Below are 16,865 nucleotides of genomic sequence, written 5' to 3'. Positions count from 1 at the left end.
CAGCGGCCCCGAACCGTCGGTCGCCGCTAACATATTGTTCCAATGGCGATGTTTCGCCTTGCTATCGTTTCTGGTTCTCAAAGGAAGCCTTACCGGATGCAGTCCGCCTACACCGTCCTCATCCTGCTGACCCTGGTCAGCCTGTCGAAGCTGGTCGGCCGTGTGATCCCGCTGCCATTGCCGCTGGTACAAATTGCCGCCGGTGCCTTGCTGGCGTGGCCGACGCTGGGCCTGCATGTAGCCCTTGACCCCGAATTGTTCCTATTCCTGTTTCTGCCTCCGCTGCTGTTCGCCGACGGCTGGCGCATCCCCAAGCGTGAGTTATGGCGCATTCGTGGCCCGGTAGTGGCGCTGGCCGTGGGGCTGGTGTTGTTCACCGTGGTCGGCGCCGGTTACTTCATCCACTGGTTGCTGCCGAGCATCCCGTTGCCGGTGGCCTTCGCCCTGGCCGCCGTGCTTTCGCCGACCGACGCCGTGGCCGTTTCGGCCATTGCCCAGGACCGCCTGCCCACTCCCCTGATGCACATGCTGCAGGGCGAGGCGCTGATGAACGACGCGTCGGGCCTGGTAACCTTCAAGTTCGCCTTGGCGGCGGCGATCACCGGGGTGTTTTCGTTGGCTGACGCCAGCTTCAGCTTCGTGTTGGTCGCACTGGGCGGCCTTGCGGTGGGCGTGGTACTGAGCTGGTTGATCGGTCGCCTGCGCATGTGGATGATCACCCGGGGCTGGGACGATCCGGCTACCCATGTGGTGTTCATGTTGCTGCTGCCGTTCGCAGCCTACGTGCTGGCCGAGCGCCTGGGCGTTTCGGGTATTCTCTCGGCGGTGGCGGCCGGCATGATGCAGAGCTGGCTCGACCTGCTGCCGCGTCAGACCAGTACCCGCCTGCTCAACCGCAGTGTCTGGTCGTTGCTGGAGTTTGCCTTCAATGGCCTGATCTTCCTGTTGTTGGGCTTGCAGTTGCCAGACATCATCAAGGCTGTGGTCAGCCACGAAGCGACCCTCTGGCCGACATTGGCCTACCGCTGCCTGGACGTGGTGGCGATCTTTGCCGCACTGATTCTGTTGCGGTTCATCTGGGTCCAGAGTATCTGGCGCTCGATCGGTGTGGTCCGTCGCTGGCGCGGCAAGCCGGCACTGGTGCTGATGCCTACGGCGCGTTCCTGCTGGTTGCTGACCTTGGGGGGGGTGCGCGGCGCTGTCACCCTGGCGGGTGTCATGTCGATCCCGTTGCTGATAGGGGCTGGTACAGCGTTCCCGGAGCGTGACCTGCTTATCTTCATTGCTGCGGGGGTAATCCTGCTGTCGTTGATCAGCGCCTGCATCGCGCTGCCGATATTACTGCGCGGGGTGACCAAGAGCCCTGACGAGCGCTTGCACCAAGAGGTGCAGGAAGCCTGGCGGCGCACAGCCGAGGCGGCGATTCATGCCTTGGAGGCAGAAGAGGTGATCGACAGCAACGCACCGCAGGATGCTGCGCAGGCAACGTTGGCGACCGAGTTGAAGGCGCGCTTGATGGCTGAGTACCGGGATGAGCTGGAAAGCTACGACGACAGTGCTGAAGCCAAGGCCCTGGCCGCACAGATGGACTTGCTGGAGCGGCGTTTACGCTTGCGTGCCCTGAGGGCGCAGCGGCTGGAATTGTATAACCTGCATCGCCAGCACCTGGTGGGGGATGAGGTGGTGCGGCAAGTACTGGGTGAGCTGGATATGAGTGAGGCGAACCTGGGTTCAGTCAAGTAGATCCCAAGAGGGCTGCGTTGCAGCCCCTGTAGGAGCGGGTTTACCCGCGAGAATCCAGCGCGGTAAATGGCACCGGCCGTGCCGCGCTGGTAACCCGCTCCCACAGGCCCCTGCCAGATCAGCGGTTTTGCAGGAAGGTGCGAATCCGCTCGGCCGCCTCGATGCATTCGGCCAGCGGTGCAACCAGTGCCATGCGCACGCGCCCGGCACCCGGGTTCACGCCATTCACTTCACGCGACAGGTACGACCCCGGTACCACGGTCACATGCTGGGCACCGAACAGGTCACGGGTGAACTCGGCATCGTCGCCCGGTACCTTGGCCCACAGGTAGAAACTGCCGTCCGGGCGTTGCACGTCCAGTACCGGCTGCAGAATATCCAGCACGGCATCGTACTTGGCTCGGTATTGGTCGCGGTTCGCGCGCACATGCGCCTCGTCCTGCCAGGCAGCGATGCTGGCCAGCTGGGTTTGCACCGGCATCGCGCAGCCGTGGTAGGTGCGGTACAGCAAAAACGGCTTGATGATCTGGGCATCGCCCGCGACGAAGCCCGAGCGCAGCCCAGGCAGGTTGGAGCGCTTGGACAGGCTGTGGAACACCACGCAGCGCGCAAAATCGCTGCGGCCAAGCTCGGCGCATGCCGACAGCAGGCCTGGCGGTGGCGCGTCCTCGTCGAAGTACAGCTCGCTGTAGCACTCGTCGGCGGCGATCACGAAGTCGTGTTCGTCAGCCAGGGCAATCAGCTTCTTCAGGGTGTTCATTGGCACCAGCGCACCGGTAGGGTTGCCCGGCGAGCACAGGAACAGGATCTGGCAACGCTTCCACACCTCGGCCGGTACGGCGTCGAAGTCCGGGTTGAAACCGTTGTTTTCCAGGCACGGCAGGTAGTGCGGGGTGGCACCGGCCAGCAGCGCTGCGCCTTCGTAGATCTGGTAGAACGGGTTGGGGCTGATCACCAGGCCGTCATCGGCGCGGTTGACCACGGCCTGGGTGAAAGCGAACAGCGCTTCACGGGTGCCGTTGACCGGGAGGATGTGGCGGTCGGCGTCCAGCCAGCCGGCGGGCACGCCAAAGCGTCGTTCGCACCACTGGCCGATGGCCTGGCGCAGGGCTGGCAAACCAAGGGTGCTGGGGTAAACCGCCAGCTTGTCGAGGTTGTCGGCCATGGCCTGGGCAACGAACGCCGGCGATTCGTGCTTCGGCTCACCGATCGACAGGGCGATGGCGCGTTTGTCCGCCGCAGGCTTCACGCTGCCCAGCAGGGCGCGAAGCTTTTCGAACGGATAGGGCTGAAGCTGGGTCAAGGCATGGTTCATCGGCGCAAGGTCTCGTCAATCGTCTAATCGTTAAAAGGTCACGCGGGTCTGGCTGGTGTCGCTACCTTGGCCGGCCTGCAGTTGCTGCACGATGGCTTCCTGCAGGCGGCTGCACAGCTGCGGGTCTGACAGCGGCTGGTTGTCGGCATCGGTAATGAAGAACACGTCTTCTACCCGTTCGCCGAGGGTGGCGATCTTGGCGTTTTGCAGTGACAGGTCGAACTCCAGGAAGATCCGCCCCAGCCGGGCCAGCAGGCCTGGGCGGTCTGGCGCGGTGATTTCGAGGATGGTCACCGGCCGCTGGGCATCGTTGAGGATGGTCACTTGCGGCGGGAAGTCGAAGTGCTTGAGCTGCCGCGGCACCCGGCGCTGGATAATGGTCGGGTAGTCCTCGGGGTTGCGCAGCGCTTCTGTCAGGCCGTCGCGAATCTGCTTGACCCGCTGCGGGTTGTCGCCGATCGAGCCGCCGTCGTTGTCCAGCACAATATAGGTGTCGAGGGTGAACTGGCTGCTCGACGTGATGATTCGTGCGTCGTGGATGTTCAGGTTCAACTGCGACATGGCCGCCACCGTCACGGCGAAGAAATCGTGCTGGTCGGGGGCATAGATGAAGATCTGCGTGCCGCCTTCGAACTCGCGCTGGGTGGTTTCCTTGATCAGCACCAGCGGCCCGCCATCGGCCGGTTGCTGCAGGATCGCATCCGTGTGCCAAGCCACGTCGGCGGCCGTGTGCTTGAGGAAATAGTCATCGCCCAGTTGCGCCCATAGCTGCTCGACGTCATCCGGGTCGGTGCCCTCGCGCACCAGGATATCCAGCGCTGAAGACTGGGTCTGGCGAATCTGCTCTTCACGGTCCAGCGGGTTTTCCAGGCCGCGGCGCAGGGCGCGCTTGGTTTCGGTGTACAGCTGGCGCAGCAGGCTGGCCCGCCACGAGTTCCACAGGCTGGGGTTGGTGGCGTTGATGTCGGCCACGGTCAGTACGTACAGGTAGTCAAGGCGCGTCTCGTCGCCCACGTGCAGGGCAAAGTCGTTGATCACCTGCGGGTCGGACAAGTCCTTGCGCTGAGCGGTGGTCGACATCACCAGGTGGTTCTGCACCAGCCAGACGATCAGGCGGCTGTCCCAGGCCGGCAACTGGTGCCGTTCGCAGAACTTCTGCGCGTCCACTGCACCGATTTCCGAGTGGTCGCCCTGGCGACCCTTGCCGATGTCGTGGTACAGGCCGGCCAGGTAGATCAGCTCGGGTTTGGGCAGGCGCCCCATGAGCTTGCTGGCCAGCGGGAATTTCTCGGACACCGGCGTGTATTGCAGCTTGCGCAGGTGCTTGATGAGGTTGAGGGTATGCGCGTCGACCGTATAGATGTGGAACAGGTCATGCTGCATCTGCCCGACGATCAGGCCGAATTCTGGCAGGTAACGGCCGAGAATGCCGTAGCGGTTCATCCGGCGCAGGTTGCGGTGGATGCCGATTTCGCACTTGAACAGCTCGATGAACAGGCTGGTATTGCGGATGTCGGTGCGGAACGTGTCGTCGATCAGGTGGCGGTGTTCGCGCAGCAGGCGCACGGTATCGGCACGCACGCCCTTGATCTCGGGGTGTTGGGCCATCAGCACGAAGATTTCCAGCATGGCGAATGGCGTGCGCTTGAACACGTTCGGATGGGCGGCCTCGATGTAGCCGTCATGCAGGCGGAACCGCGCGTTCAGCGGCTGGGTGCTGCCACTTTCCTCATCGGCGAGGATAACCTCTTCGAAGTGCTGGATGATCAGGTCGCACAGCTGGCTGATGCTCATCACCACCCGGTAGTACTGCTGCATGAACTGTTCGATCGCCCGCTTGGGGTTTTCATCGCTGTAGCCCAGCAGCGTGGCGATGCTGCGCTGGTGGTCGAACAGCAGGCGGTCTTCGGCGCGTCCGGCCAGCATGTGCAGGGCATAACGGACTTTCCAGAGGAAGTCCTGGGACGAAGCCAGCAGTTCATTCTCGCTTTCCAGCAAGAAGCCTTCGCCGGCCAGTGCATGCAGGTTGAGCGTCCCGTACTGGCGGCGGGCCACCCAAAGGACCGTCTGGATGTCACGCAGGCCACCTGGCGAACCCTTGACGTTGGGTTCGAGGTTGTACTCCGTGTCGTTGTACTTGTGGTGGCGGGCCTTGAGTTCGGCGCGCTTGGCCAGGAAGAACTCCTTGCTCGGCCACATGTGCGCGGTGCTGGTGACTTCCAGCATGCGCTGGCGCAAGGCCTCGGGGCCGGCGATGGTGCGGCTTTCCATCAGGTTGGTGATCACCGTCAGGTCGGCGCGGGCCTGTTCGGCGCACTCGTCGACGGTGCGCACGCTCTGGCCGACTTCCAGGCCAATGTCCCACAGCAAGGTCAGAAAGCGCTCGATGGCGTCGCGGTACTGCTCGTGCTCGGCAGCGCCCAGCAGAATCAGCAGGTCGATGTCCGAGTGCGGGTGCAGTTCACCGCGCCCGTAGCCGCCCACCGCAACCAGGGCGATGCCGCTCTGGTCGCCCCAGTCGAACTGGTTCCACGCCTGTTGCAGGATATTGTCGACGAGCCAGGCGCGGGCCTCGATCAGCGGGCGGATGTCGCTGCCGGCGCTAAAACGTTTGTCGAGCACCTCGCCGGCCAGGCGGATGGCTTTCTTGAAGGCGGCGATGGGGCTCGCCTTGAGGGCCAGTTCCGCCTGGAACTGGCCACGGTCGAACAGCTCGGGGTCCACCTGGGGCATCGCGTCACGTTCCTGTCGTGGGGTGGCCTGTCGGAGTGCGGTCAGGCCGAAGTGCGCGGGATGGTGTCGTCCTTGCGCAGGGTGAAGATCTCGTAGCCAGTCGCAGTCACCACCAAAGTGTGTTCCCACTGGGCCGAGAGCTTGCGGTCCTTGGTGATGGCGGTCCAGCCGTCGCCCAGCACCTTGGTGTCGGCCTTGCCTTGGTTGATCATCGGCTCGATGGTGAAGGTCATGCCTTCCTTCAGCTCCATGCCCGTGCCCGCGCGGCCGTAGTGGAGGATCTGCGGCTCTTCATGGAACACCTTGCCGATGCCATGACCGCAGAACTCGCGCACCACCGAGAAGCCGTTCTTTTCCGCGTGCTTCTGGATCACTTCACCGATGTCGCCCAGGCGGCAGCCCGGCTTGACCAGCTCGATGGCCTTGTACATGCATTCCTGGGTGACCTTGGACAGGCGCTCGGCCCAGACCGGCACGTTACCGACGTGGAACATGCGGCTGGTGTCGCCGTGGTAGCCGTCCTTGATCACGGTGACGTCGATATTGAGCGTGTCACCGTCCTTGAGCGGCTTGTCGTTGGGGATGCCGTGGCAGACCACATGGTTGATCGAGGTGCAGATCGACTTCGGGTAGCCCTTGTAGTTGAGCGGTGCCGGGATGGCCTGCTGAACGTTGACGATATAATCGTGGCACAGGCGGTCGAGCTCTTCGGTGGTGACACCGGGCTTGACGTGTTCTTCGATCATTTCCAGCACTTCGGCGGCCAGGCGGCCAGCGATGCGCATCTTCTCGATGTCTTCTGCGGTCTTGATGGTGACGGTCATTACAGGCTCTCTACGGCGCCGTGCACGGCGCGAACAAACGGGAAAGGCCGGATTCTAGCAGAGCAGGGCGCCGATCGGTCGGGATAAAGGCGGCCATGCTGTTGTCTACAGCTGGCATTCTGGCGCGAAAGCCGGGGTGCTGCAAAAAGTGCTGACAGACGCAACAGTATCCGGGTTCCGTTCGCTCGCGGTCTGTGGTATAAAATGCGCCGCTTTCGGGGACGACCCCGTCAGCACTTAACCCACACACGTGTCGACACGATGACCTGGGTGCCCCGAGTTGCAGAATTCGCGGGTTGGTCATTGGGATACGTGGAGGCCCAACCCGACTTATCAAGGAACTATCATGTCCCAAGTCAACATGCGCGATATGCTGAAGGCCGGTGTGCACTTCGGCCACCAGACCCGTTACTGGAACCCGAAAATGGGCAAGTACATTTTCGGCGCGCGTAACAAGATCCACATCGTCAACCTGGAAAAAACCCTGCCAATGTTCAACGACGCTCTGTCGTTCGTAGAACGCCTGGCCCAGGGCAAGAACAAGATCCTGTTCGTCGGCACCAAGCGTTCCGCCGGCAAGATCGTCGCCGAGCAAGCAGCTCGTTGCGGTTCGCCGTACGTTGACCACCGTTGGTTGGGCGGCATGCTGACCAACTACAAGACCATCCGCGCTTCGATCAAGCGTCTGCGCGACCTGGAAACCCAGGCCGAAGATGGCACTTTCGCCAAGCTGACCAAGAAAGAAGCCCTGATGCGCTCCCGCGACCTGGAAAAACTGGATCGCAGCCTGGGCGGCATCAAGGACATGGGCGGTCTGCCAGACGCTCTGTTCGTTATCGACGTTGATCACGAGCGCATCGCGATCACCGAAGCCAACAAGCTGGGTATCCCGGTTATCGGCGTTGTCGATACCAACAGCAGCCCGGAAGGTGTTGACTACATCATCCCAGGTAACGATGACGCCATTCGCGCTATCGAGCTGTACATGACTTCGATGGCTGACGCAGTCATCCGCGGCCGCAACAACGTTGCCGGCGGCACCGAAGTTTACGCTGAAGAAGCGGCTGCACCTGCTGCTGAGTAATAGGCGCTAGCGTCTACTTGGCACGCAAAAAGGGGGCTTTGCCCCCTTTTTGCCACCTTGAAATCCTGCTGTCAGCATCGGCCCCGCATCATGGGCCTGCTGAAATGAAAACAGCGGATTTGCAGAATTGAACGCCCGTGATTGACGGGTGGAATGGTTGAAAAACTTTCCAAGAGGATTTTGAAATGGCAGCAATTACTGCAGCGCTGGTAAAAGAACTGCGCGAGCGTACCGGCGAAGGCATGATGGATTGCAAAAAGGCCCTGGAAAAGGCCGGCGGCGACATCGAGAAAGCCATTGACGACATGCGTGCCTCGGGCGCCATCAAGGCCGCCAAAAAGGCTGGCAACGTCGCTGCTGAAGGCGCTATCGCCGTCAAGACCGACGGTACATCCGCCGTCCTGCTGGAAGTGAACTCGCAGACCGACTTCCTGGCCCTGCAAGACGACTTCAAGAACTTCGTGGCCGAAAGCCTCGAAGAAGCCTTCGCCCAGAAGCTGACCGACGCCGCTCCGCTGATCGCCTCGCGTGAAGCTGCTCGTGAAGCCCTGGTTGCCAAGTGCGGCGAGAACGTCAACATCCGTCGCCTGGTGCGCGTTGAGGGTGACGTTGTCGGTGCCTACCTGCACGGCAACAAGATCGGCGCTGTCGTCGTTCTGAAAGGCGGTGACGTGGAGCTGGCGAAGAACATCGCCATGCACGTTGCGGCTTCGAACCCTGAGTTCCTGGATTCGTCGGAAATCTCCGCCGAGGCCATCGAGCGCGAGAAGAATGTCTTCCTGCAGCTGAACGCCGACAAGATCGCCGGCAAGCCGGAAAACATCGTTGAGAACATGATCAACGGTCGTATCACCAAGTTCAAAGCCGAAGCCTCGCTGAAAGAGCAAGCCTTCGTCATGAACCCGGAAGTCAAGGTTGGCGAGCTGGCCAAGAAAGCCGGTGCTGAAATCGTTTCCTTCACCTACTTCAAAGTAGGCGAAGGCATCGAGAAGCCAGTCGACGACTTCGCTGCTGAAGTTGCCGCTCAGGTAGCTGCTGCCAAGCAGTAAGACAGCCCCGTCTGTCGCCCCAAAGAGGCTGCCCGCTCACGCGCGCAGCCTCTTTGTCAAAACGGAGAGGGGTTTATACGACTCCCTCTTCGCTGGCACCGAAGCGGTGCCACGCTACAGTTAGCAGGCTGCAAACAGCCCGCACGAATTTTCTAAAAGTACGCCGCAGGAGAGACTCGCAATGGCTCAGCAGGTGAGTGGTCGCCAACCTCGCTATAAACGCATTTTGCTCAAACTTAGCGGCGAGGCCCTGATGGGCTCGGAAGACTTCGGGATCGACCCGAAAGTGCTGGATCGCATGGCGCTTGAAGTTGGCCAGTTGGTAGGGATCGGCGTCCAGGTCGGCCTGGTGATCGGTGGTGGCAACCTGTTCCGCGGCGCCGCGCTCAGCGCAGCCGGCATGGACCGCGTCACGGGTGACCACATGGGGATGCTGGCTACCGTGATGAACGGCCTGGCCATGCGCGATGCGCTGGAGCGCTCGAACATCCCGGCCCTGGTCATGTCGGCCATTTCCATGGTGGGTGTCACCGATCATTACGATCGCCGCAAAGCTATTCGTCACCTCAACTCCGGGGATGTGGTAATTTTCTCCGCCGGTACCGGCAACCCGTTCTTCACCACCGACTCCGCGGCCTGCCTGCGCGCCATCGAAATCGATGCTGACGTGGTGCTGAAGGCGACCAAGGTCGATGGCGTGTACACTGCCGATCCATTCAAGGACCCGCATGCCGAGAAATTCGATCACCTGACCTACGATGAGGTTCTGGATCGCAAGCTGGGTGTGATGGACCTGACCGCAATCTGCCTGTGCCGTGACCACAAGATGCCATTGCGGGTATTCAACATGAACAAGCCTGGCGCCCTGCTGAACATCGTGGTGGGTGGCGCTGAAGGCACACTGATCGAGGAAGGCCAAGCATGATCAACGACATCAAGAAAGACGCGCAGGAGCGCATGGGCAAGTCCATCGAAGCCCTGTCCCGCAACCTGGCTGCAATCCGCACCGGTCGCGCTCACCCAAGCATCCTGGACAGCGTCAAGGTTACCGCCTGGGGCAGCGAAATGCCGTTGAACCAGGTCGCCGCGATCACCGTCGAAGATGCCCGCACCCTGAAGATCGTCGCTCACGACAAGAACCTCAGCGCTGCCATCGAAAAGGCCATCCTCACCTCCGATCTGGGCCTTAACCCGTCCAGCGCCGGTACCACCATCCGTGTCCCGATGCCGGCCCTGACCGAGGAAACCCGCAAGGGCTACACCAAGCAGGCCAGCGGTGTTGCCGAGGATGCCAAGGTAGCCGTGCGCAACGTGCGCCGCGACGCCCTGGCTGACCTGAAAAAGCTGACCAAGGACAAGGAAATCAGCGAAGACGAAGAGCGTCGCGCCGCGGACGAGATCCAGAAGCTGACTGACAAGTTCGTCGCCGAAGTCGATGCTGCCTTCAAAGCCAAGGAAAAGGACCTGATGGCCGTCTAAGGCCGGGGTTTTTTAATGGAAAAGACCAAGCCAGCGGCGCCGTCCTCGGTGCCGCGTCATGTCGCGATCATCATGGATGGCAACAACCGCTGGGCGAAAAAGCGCCTGCTGCCCGGCGTGGCCGGGCACAAGGCGGGTGTGGACGCCGTTCGCGCGGTCATCGAAGTCTGTGCCAAGTCCGGGGTCGAGGTACTGACCCTGTTCGCCTTCTCCAGCGAGAACTGGCAGCGCCCTGCCGAAGAGGTCGGTGCGCTGATGGAGCTGTTCTTCTCGGCGCTGCGCCGTGAGGCCAAGCGCCTTGACGAGAACAATATCAGCCTGCGCATCATCGGCGACCGTTCGCGTTTCCATCCTGAGCTGCAGGCCGCCATGCGCGAGGCCGAGGCAGTGACCGCTGGCAACAACCGCTTCATTCTGCAGATAGCAGCCAACTACGGTGGCCAGTGGGACATCGCCCAGGCTGCCCAGCGGCTGGCGCGGGAAGTGCAAGCCGGGCACCTGCGCCCGGAAGACATCACGCCGGGCCTGCTGCAGACCTGTCTGGCAACCGGCGAGCTGCCGTTACCAGACCTGTGTATTCGCACCGGTGGCGAGCACCGCATCAGCAATTTCCTGTTGTGGCAGCTGGCCTATGCCGAGTTGTACTTCTCCGACCTCTACTGGCCGGACTTCAAACACGAGGCCATGCGCAATGCCCTGGCCGATTTCGCTTCGCGCCAGCGCCGCTTCGGTAAGACCAGCGAGCAGGTCGAGGCTGGAGCTCGTGCTTAATGCTTAAACAACGCATCATTACTGCGCTGATCCTGCTGCCGGTCGCGCTGGGTGGTTTCTTCCTGCTCAATGGCGGGGATTTCGCCCTGTTCATCGGCTTCGTAGTGACCCTCGGTGCCTGGGAGTGGGCGCGCCTGGCCGGGCTGATGGCCCAGCCGCTGCGCATTGCCTATGCAGCGGTGGTCGCGGGGGCGCTGATGCTGCTGTACATCCTTCCGGAACTGGCGCCCTGGGTACTGGGCGCTGCGGTGATCTGGTGGGGGCTGGCCACCTGGCTGGTGCTTACCTACCCGCGCAGCAGCGACCTGTGGGCCAGTGCTGCCTGTCGGTTGCTGATCGGCCTGCTGGTGTTGCTGCCGGCCTGGCAAGGGTTGGTGCTGCTCAAGCACTGGCCCCTGGGCAACTGGCTGATCCTGTCCGTCATGGTGCTGGTGTGGGCCGCCGACATCGGTGCGTACTTCTCTGGCCGGGCATTCGGCAAGCGCAAGCTGGCTCCGCAGGTCAGTCCGGGCAAGAGCTGGGAAGGCGTGTACGGTGGCCTGGCGGTCAGCCTGTTGATTACCCTGGGTGTCGGCATCAGCCGCGACTGGGGCTTTGGTCAGATCCTGCTGGGCCTGTTGGGCGCTGCGTTGCTGGTGATGTCCTCGGTGGTCGGTGACCTGACCGAGAGCATGTTCAAGCGTCGCTCCGGTATCAAGGACAGCAGCAATCTGTTGCCCGGGCATGGGGGTGTGCTCGATCGCATTGACAGCCTGACGGCGGCAATCCCGATCTTCGCCGTCCTGTTGTGGGCTGCCGAATGGGGTGTGATGTGAGTCGCCCGCAGCGTATTACCGTACTCGGGGCCACCGGCTCCATTGGCCTGAGCACGCTGGATGTGATTGCGCGTCATCCTGACCGTTATCAAGCGTTTGCCCTCACTGGCTATTCGCGCATCGACGAGCTGTTGGCCTTATGTGTGCGTCATCGCCCGGCATTCGCTGTGGTGCCGAGCACTGAGGCGGCGGTGAGGTTGCGTGCGGGTCTGGCTGCGGCCGGCTGCACCACCGAGGTGCTGGAAGGTGAGGCCGGGCTTTGTCAGGTGGCGTCGGCCGCTGAAGTGGATGCAGTGATGGCAGCCATTGTCGGTGCTGCCGGCCTGCGGCCCACGCTGGCAGCGGTCGAGGCCGGCAAGAAGGTGTTGCTGGCCAACAAGGAAGCACTGGTGATGTCGGGCGCACTGTTCATGGAGGCGGTGCGGCAAAAAGGGGCCGTGCTGCTGCCGATCGACAGCGAACACAACGCTATCTTCCAGTGCATGCCAGGCGACTACGCCCGTGGTCTGAGTGCCGTCGGTGTGCGCCGGATCCTGCTTACCGCGTCCGGCGGGCCGTTCCGCGAAACGCCGGTCGAGGCGCTGCTGGACGTGACCCCGGAGCAAGCCTGTGCGCACCCTAACTGGTCCATGGGGCGCAAGATTTCCGTGGATTCGGCCAGCATGATGAACAAAGGCCTCGAGTTGATCGAAGCCTGCTGGTTGTTCGATGCCGTGCCATCCAAGGTTGAGGTGGTGGTGCACCCGCAGAGCGTAATCCACTCGCTGGTCGACTACGTGGACGGTTCGGTACTCGCGCAGTTGGGCAACCCGGACATGCGTACGCCGATCGCCAGCGCGTTGGCCTGGCCGGAACGGATCGATTCCGGGGTTGCCCCTCTGGACCTGTTCGCCATCGCCCGTCTGGATTTCCAGGCGCCCGACGAACAACGCTTCCCTTGCCTGCGCCTTGCGCGGCAGGCTGCCGAGGCCGGCAACAGCGCACCTGCCGTGCTCAATGCGGCCAACGAGGTTGCGGTCGAGGCATTTCTTGAACGGCGCATCCGCTTCCCGGAGATCGCGGGTATGATCGAACAGGTACTCGACCAGGAACCGGTCGTGCCGCTGCCGTCGCTGGATGCGGTATTTGCCGCCGATCAGCGTGCCCGGGAGCTTTCCCGTGAGTGGTTGAGGCGTCACGGCCGCTGATGCAGCCCCGCCAAGGTTCGTGAGGGGGCTGGGCAGGAATGCCCGCCCGCTGAACATCATTCGGAGATGGACATGACAGCGCTCTACATGATTATCGGCACCCTCGTGGCGTTGGGTGTGCTGGTCACTTTCCACGAATTCGGGCACTTCTGGGTGGCGCGCCGCTGCGGCGTCAAGGTGCTGCGTTTCTCGGTGGGTTTCGGCACGCCGCTGCTGCGATGGCATGACCGCCACGGCACCGAGTTCGTTGTTGCGGCCATTCCTCTGGGTGGCTACGTCAAGATGCTCGACGAGCGCGAAGGCGATGTGCCGCCAGCGCTGGCCGGGCAGTCGTTCAACCGCAAGTCGGTGCGCCAGCGTATTGCGATTGTCGCGGCAGGCCCGATCGCCAATTTTCTGCTGGCTATCCTGTTTTTCTGGGTGCTGGCGATGCTGGGTACCCAGCAAGTCCGCCCGGTTATCGGCGCGGTCGACAGTGGCAGCCTGGCAGCATCGGCAGGGCTGACCGCAGGTCAGGAAATCGTTTCTGTAGATGGCAAGCCGACCAACGGTTGGTCGGCGGTCAATTTGCAGTTGGTTCGTCGTCTGGGCGAGAGCGGTACCTTGCAGATTGGTGTGCGCGATGAGGGCGCCAGCGCCGAGCGCCAGTTGCAGGTCAAGCTGGACAGTTGGCTCAAGGGCGCCGACGAGCCGGACCCGATTCAATCCCTGGGGCTGCGCCCTTGGCGACCGGCGATCACACCTGTGCTGGCCGAGATCGATCCGAAGGGGCCGGCTGCCGCTGCGGGCCTGAAAACCGGTGACAAGCTGCTGGCTCTGGACGATGTGGCAGTGACTGAATGGCAGCAGGTTGTCGACCGCGTGCGCGCCCGCCCGGATGCCAAGGTCGTGGTGCGAGTGGAGCGCGATGGCGCTGCCCTGGAGCTGCCGGTGACCTTGGCCCGCAAGGGGGAGGGCAAGGCCGTCGGTGGCTATCTTGGCGCTGGCGTCAAAGGTGGCGAATGGCCTGCCAACATGCTCCGCGAAATCAGCTACGGCCCGCTGGATGCGGTGGGTGAGAGCTTGTCGCGTACCTGGAACATGAGCGTCCTGACCCTTGAATCGCTGAAGAAAATGCTGTTCGGGGAGCTCTCGGTAAAAAACTTGAGTGGACCGATAACCATTGCTAAAGTGGCGGGCGCTTCAGCCCAGTCCGGCGTGGGGGATTTCCTGAATTTCCTGGCCTACCTGAGCATAAGCCTGGGGGTTCTTAACCTGCTGCCCATTCCAGTACTGGACGGGGGGCATTTGCTGTTTTACCTGGTCGAGTGGGCGCGCGGTCGTCCGCTGTCGGATCGGGTGCAAGGTTGGGGGGTTCAGATCGGTATCAGTTTGGTCATAGGGGTGATGTTGCTCGCCCTGATCAACGATCTGGGTCGACTATAAAGCTTCGCTCAATTGCGAACCTGCCGTTTTGTGACGGCAGGTTGTTTATTGCCAGTTGGAATAAAAGGACTTCATGAAACGTCTGCTGCTAACTGCGGTCATGTCCGCACTGATGATCGCTGAAGTTCACGCCGAGTCCTTCACCATCTCCGATATTCGCGTCAACGGCCTGCAGCGGGTTTCCGCTGGCAGTGTGTTCGGTGCCTTGCCGCTGAACGTTGGCGACCAGGCCGACGACCGCCGCCTGGTGGACTCGACTCGTTCCTTGTTCAAGACCGGGTTCTTCCAGGACATCCAGTTGAGCCGCGATGGCAATGTGCTGATCATCAACGTGGTCGAGCGCCCGTCGGTGTCGAGCATCGAGATTGAAGGCAACAAGGCGATCAGCACCGAAGACCTGATGAAGGGCCTGAAACAATCGGGCCTGGCCGAAGGCGAGATCTTCCAGCGTGCCACCCTCGAAGGTGTGCGTAACGAGCTGCAGCGCCAGTACGTGGCCCAAGGCCGCTACTCGGCCGAAGTCGACGCCGAGGTGGTGCCGCAGCCGCGCAACCGTGTGGCGCTGAAGATCAAGATCAACGAAGGCACCGTCGCCGCCATCCAGCACATCAACATCGTGGGCAACAACGTATTCGATGATGAGACCCTGGGGCAGCTGTTCGAGCTGAAGACCACCAACTGGCTGTCGTTCTTCAAGAACGACGACAAGTACGCCCGTGAAAAACTCTCCGGTGACCTGGAGCGCCTGCGTTCCTACTACCTGGACCGCGGCTACATCAACATGGACATCGCCTCCACCCAGGTGTCCATCACGCCGGACAAGAAGCACGTCTACATCACCGTCAACATCAACGAAGGCGAGAAATACACCGTTCGCGACGTGAAGCTGTCCGGTGACCTCAAGGTGCCGGAAGACCAGGTCAAGTCGTTGCTGCTGGTGCAGCCGGGCCAGGTGTTCTCGCGCAAGGTGATGACCACCACGTCCGAGCTGATCACCCGCCGCCTGGGTAACGAAGGCTACACCTTCGCCAACGTCAACGGCGTGCCGCAACCAAACGACCAGGACCACACCGTCGACATCATGTTCGTGGTCGACCCGGGCAAGCGTGCCTACGTCAACCGCATCAACTACCGCGGCAACACCAAGACCGAAGACGAAGTGCTGCGTCGCGAAATGCGCCAGATGGAAGGTGGCTGGGCGTCGACCTACCTGATCGACCAGTCCAAGACCCGTCTTGAGCGCCTGGGCTTCTTCAAGGAAGTCAACGTCGAGACCCCGCAGGTGCCTGGCACCGACGACCAGGTCGACGTCAACTACAGCGTCGAAGAGCAGGCCTCCGGCTCGATCACCGCCAGCGTCGGTTTCGCCCAGAGCGCCGGCCTGATCCTGGGTGGTTCGATCAGCCAGAGCAACTTCCTCGGTACCGGTAACAAGGTGTCCATCGGCCTGACCCGTTCGGAATACCAGACCCGTTACAACTTCGGCTTCGTTGATCCCTACTTCACTGCCGATGGCGTCAGCCTGGGCTACAACGCCTTCTACCGCAGCACCGATTACGACGACCTCGACGTCGATGTTGCCAGCTACGCGGTGGACAGCTACGGTGCCGGCGTCAGCCTGGGCTACCCGATCAGCGAAACCTCGCGCCTGACCTACGGCCTGAGCGTGCAGCAGGACAAGATCAAGACCGGCAAGTACACCGTTGACGAGATCTTCGACTTCCTCGAGCAGGAAGGTGACAACTTCCTGAACTTCAAGGCCTCGATCGGCTGGTCCGAGTCGACCCTGAACAAAGGCGTACTGGCCACCCGTGGTCACTCGCAAAGCCTGACCCTGGAGTCCACCGTTCCGGGCAGCGACCTGTCGTTCTTCAAGCTTGACTACCGTGGCCAGCTGTTCAAGCCGATCACCAGCGACTACACCCTGCGCCTGCATACCGAGCTGGGCTATGGTGATGGGTACGGCAGCACCTCCGGCCTGCCGTTCTACGAGAACTATTTCGCGGGTGGTTTCAACTCCGTCCGTGGCTTCAAGGACAGCAGCCTGGGCCCGCGCAGTACCCCGAGCATCGGCGAGGCCGCAGGTGGCAAGCCAGGCACCATCGCCGACCCGGATCAGGATCCGTTGCCGTTTGGTGGTAACGTGCTGGTGCAAGGTGGTGCCGAGTTGCTGTTCCCGCTGCCGTTCGTCAAGGACCAGCGTTCACTGCGCACTTCCGTGTTCTGGGACGTGGGTAACGTGTTCGACACCAATTGCGGCAACAAACCTGATTGCGAGAAGGTCGGGTTCTCGGGCATGGCCAGTTCGGTCGGCCTGGGCGTGACCTGGATTACCGCACTGGGCCCGTTGAGCTTCAGCCTGGCAATGCCGGTCAAGAAGCCGGACGATGCCGATACCCAGGTGTTCCAATTCTCTCTGGGCCAGACCTTCTAAGGTCGG

At 62.1% G+C, this 16,865-nt stretch carries 13 protein-coding genes; 10 read left to right on the top strand and 3 right to left on the bottom strand.

From position 1 onward, the window contains the following. The first annotated feature begins 96 nt into the window (after positions 1-96). Positions 97-1,743 carry a Na+/H+ antiporter gene (locus LMH93_RS21430; protein WP_060546238.1) on the top strand — a complete coding sequence of 549 codons (1,647 nt, stop codon included), beginning with the start codon at positions 97-99 and terminating at the stop codon, positions 1,741-1,743. A 118-nt stretch (positions 1,744-1,861) separates the two neighbouring features. Here LMH93_RS21430 and dapC read toward each other — a convergent pair whose 3' ends face one another. The 3 genes from dapC to map are packed head-to-tail and all read right to left on the bottom strand — an operon-like array spanning position 1,862 to position 6,615. Then, positions 1,862-3,058, bottom strand: a complete 1,197-nt coding sequence (gene dapC / locus LMH93_RS21425; RefSeq protein ID WP_230064572.1) for a succinyldiaminopimelate transaminase — start codon at positions 3,056-3,058, stop codon at positions 1,862-1,864. Between the two features lie 30 nt (positions 3,059-3,088). Further along, on the bottom strand, positions 3,089-5,791 hold the full coding sequence (locus LMH93_RS21420) for a [protein-PII] uridylyltransferase (RefSeq protein WP_003252283.1): 2,703 nt from the start codon (positions 5,789-5,791) through the stop codon (positions 3,089-3,091). 41 nt (positions 5,792-5,832) lie between these two features. Beyond that, on the bottom strand, positions 5,833-6,615 hold the full coding sequence (gene map, locus LMH93_RS21415; protein ID WP_003252286.1) for a type I methionyl aminopeptidase: 783 nt from the start codon (positions 6,613-6,615) through the stop codon (positions 5,833-5,835). 346 nt (positions 6,616-6,961) lie between these two features. Here map and rpsB point away from each other — a divergent pair, with 346 nt between their 5' ends. From rpsB to bamA, 9 genes are all read left to right on the top strand, one after another. Next, positions 6,962-7,699, top strand: a complete 738-nt coding sequence (gene rpsB, locus LMH93_RS21410; protein WP_003252287.1) for a 30S ribosomal protein S2 — start codon at positions 6,962-6,964, stop codon at positions 7,697-7,699. Between the two features lie 185 nt (positions 7,700-7,884). After that, complete coding sequence (gene tsf, locus LMH93_RS21405; protein WP_003252290.1) at positions 7,885-8,748, top strand: translation elongation factor Ts; 864 nt, start codon at positions 7,885-7,887, stop codon at positions 8,746-8,748. Between the two features lie 181 nt (positions 8,749-8,929). Continuing rightward, entirely contained in the window at positions 8,930-9,673 is a 744-nt protein-coding gene (pyrH, locus tag LMH93_RS21400) for a UMP kinase (RefSeq protein WP_003252294.1), read from the top strand. Further along, positions 9,670-10,227: a ribosome recycling factor gene (gene frr, locus LMH93_RS21395; RefSeq protein ID WP_003252296.1), complete on the top strand. Its 558-nt coding sequence runs from the start codon at positions 9,670-9,672 to the stop codon at positions 10,225-10,227. The genes pyrH and frr overlap by 4 nt, the downstream gene beginning before the upstream one ends. Before the next feature lie 15 nt (positions 10,228-10,242). Then, on the top strand, positions 10,243-10,998 hold the full coding sequence (gene uppS, locus LMH93_RS21390) for a polyprenyl diphosphate synthase (RefSeq protein WP_003252299.1): 756 nt from the start codon (positions 10,243-10,245) through the stop codon (positions 10,996-10,998). Further along, positions 10,998-11,813: a phosphatidate cytidylyltransferase gene (locus LMH93_RS21385; protein ID WP_003252301.1), complete on the top strand. Its 816-nt coding sequence runs from the start codon at positions 10,998-11,000 to the stop codon at positions 11,811-11,813. Before uppS ends, LMH93_RS21385 begins: the two co-directional genes overlap by 1 nt. Further along, positions 11,810-13,000 carry a 1-deoxy-D-xylulose-5-phosphate reductoisomerase gene (gene ispC / locus LMH93_RS21380; protein ID WP_004574729.1) on the top strand — a complete coding sequence of 397 codons (1,191 nt, stop codon included), beginning with the start codon at positions 11,810-11,812 and terminating at the stop codon, positions 12,998-13,000. Before LMH93_RS21385 ends, ispC begins: the two co-directional genes overlap by 4 nt. 72 nt (positions 13,001-13,072) lie before the next feature. Continuing rightward, positions 13,073-14,425, top strand: coding sequence for an RIP metalloprotease RseP (gene rseP, locus LMH93_RS21375; protein ID WP_004574728.1), 1,353 nt, complete (start codon positions 13,073-13,075; stop codon positions 14,423-14,425). Between the two features lie 73 nt (positions 14,426-14,498). Continuing rightward, positions 14,499-16,859: an outer membrane protein assembly factor BamA gene (gene bamA, locus LMH93_RS21370; protein ID WP_003252308.1), complete on the top strand. Its 2,361-nt coding sequence runs from the start codon at positions 14,499-14,501 to the stop codon at positions 16,857-16,859. The last annotated feature ends 6 nt before the right edge of the window (positions 16,860-16,865 follow it).

This window comes from Pseudomonas sp. CIP-10 (assembly GCF_020911845.1).
Taxonomy (GTDB): domain Bacteria; phylum Pseudomonadota; class Gammaproteobacteria; order Pseudomonadales; family Pseudomonadaceae; genus Aquipseudomonas; species Aquipseudomonas alloputida.
The sequence above is the reverse complement of the archived record's forward strand: the minus strand, read 5'-3'. Positions and strand labels throughout refer to the sequence as shown.

What these genes read in the sequence shown, in the direction of transcription:
- LMH93_RS21385 (WP_003252301.1), top strand. Translation starts at nt 10,998, where the DNA reads ATGCTTAAACAACGCATCATTACTGCGCTGATCCTGCTGCCGGTCGCG.
- dapC (WP_230064572.1), bottom strand. Translation starts at nt 3,058, where the DNA reads ATGAACCATGCCTTGACCCAGCTTCAGCCCTATCCGTTCGAAAAGCTT.
- bamA (WP_003252308.1), top strand. Translation starts at nt 14,499, where the DNA reads ATGAAACGTCTGCTGCTAACTGCGGTCATGTCCGCACTGATGATCGCT.
- rpsB (WP_003252287.1), top strand. Translation starts at nt 6,962, where the DNA reads ATGTCCCAAGTCAACATGCGCGATATGCTGAAGGCCGGTGTGCACTTC.
- LMH93_RS21420 (WP_003252283.1), bottom strand. Translation starts at nt 5,791, where the DNA reads ATGCCCCAGGTGGACCCCGAGCTGTTCGACCGTGGCCAGTTCCAGGCG.
- pyrH (WP_003252294.1), top strand. Translation starts at nt 8,930, where the DNA reads ATGGCTCAGCAGGTGAGTGGTCGCCAACCTCGCTATAAACGCATTTTG.
- LMH93_RS21430 (WP_060546238.1), top strand. Translation starts at nt 97, where the DNA reads ATGCAGTCCGCCTACACCGTCCTCATCCTGCTGACCCTGGTCAGCCTG.
- tsf (WP_003252290.1), top strand. Translation starts at nt 7,885, where the DNA reads ATGGCAGCAATTACTGCAGCGCTGGTAAAAGAACTGCGCGAGCGTACC.
- map (WP_003252286.1), bottom strand. Translation starts at nt 6,615, where the DNA reads ATGACCGTCACCATCAAGACCGCAGAAGACATCGAGAAGATGCGCATC.
- frr (WP_003252296.1), top strand. Translation starts at nt 9,670, where the DNA reads ATGATCAACGACATCAAGAAAGACGCGCAGGAGCGCATGGGCAAGTCC.
- uppS (WP_003252299.1), top strand. Translation starts at nt 10,243, where the DNA reads ATGGAAAAGACCAAGCCAGCGGCGCCGTCCTCGGTGCCGCGTCATGTC.
- rseP (WP_004574728.1), top strand. Translation starts at nt 13,073, where the DNA reads ATGACAGCGCTCTACATGATTATCGGCACCCTCGTGGCGTTGGGTGTG.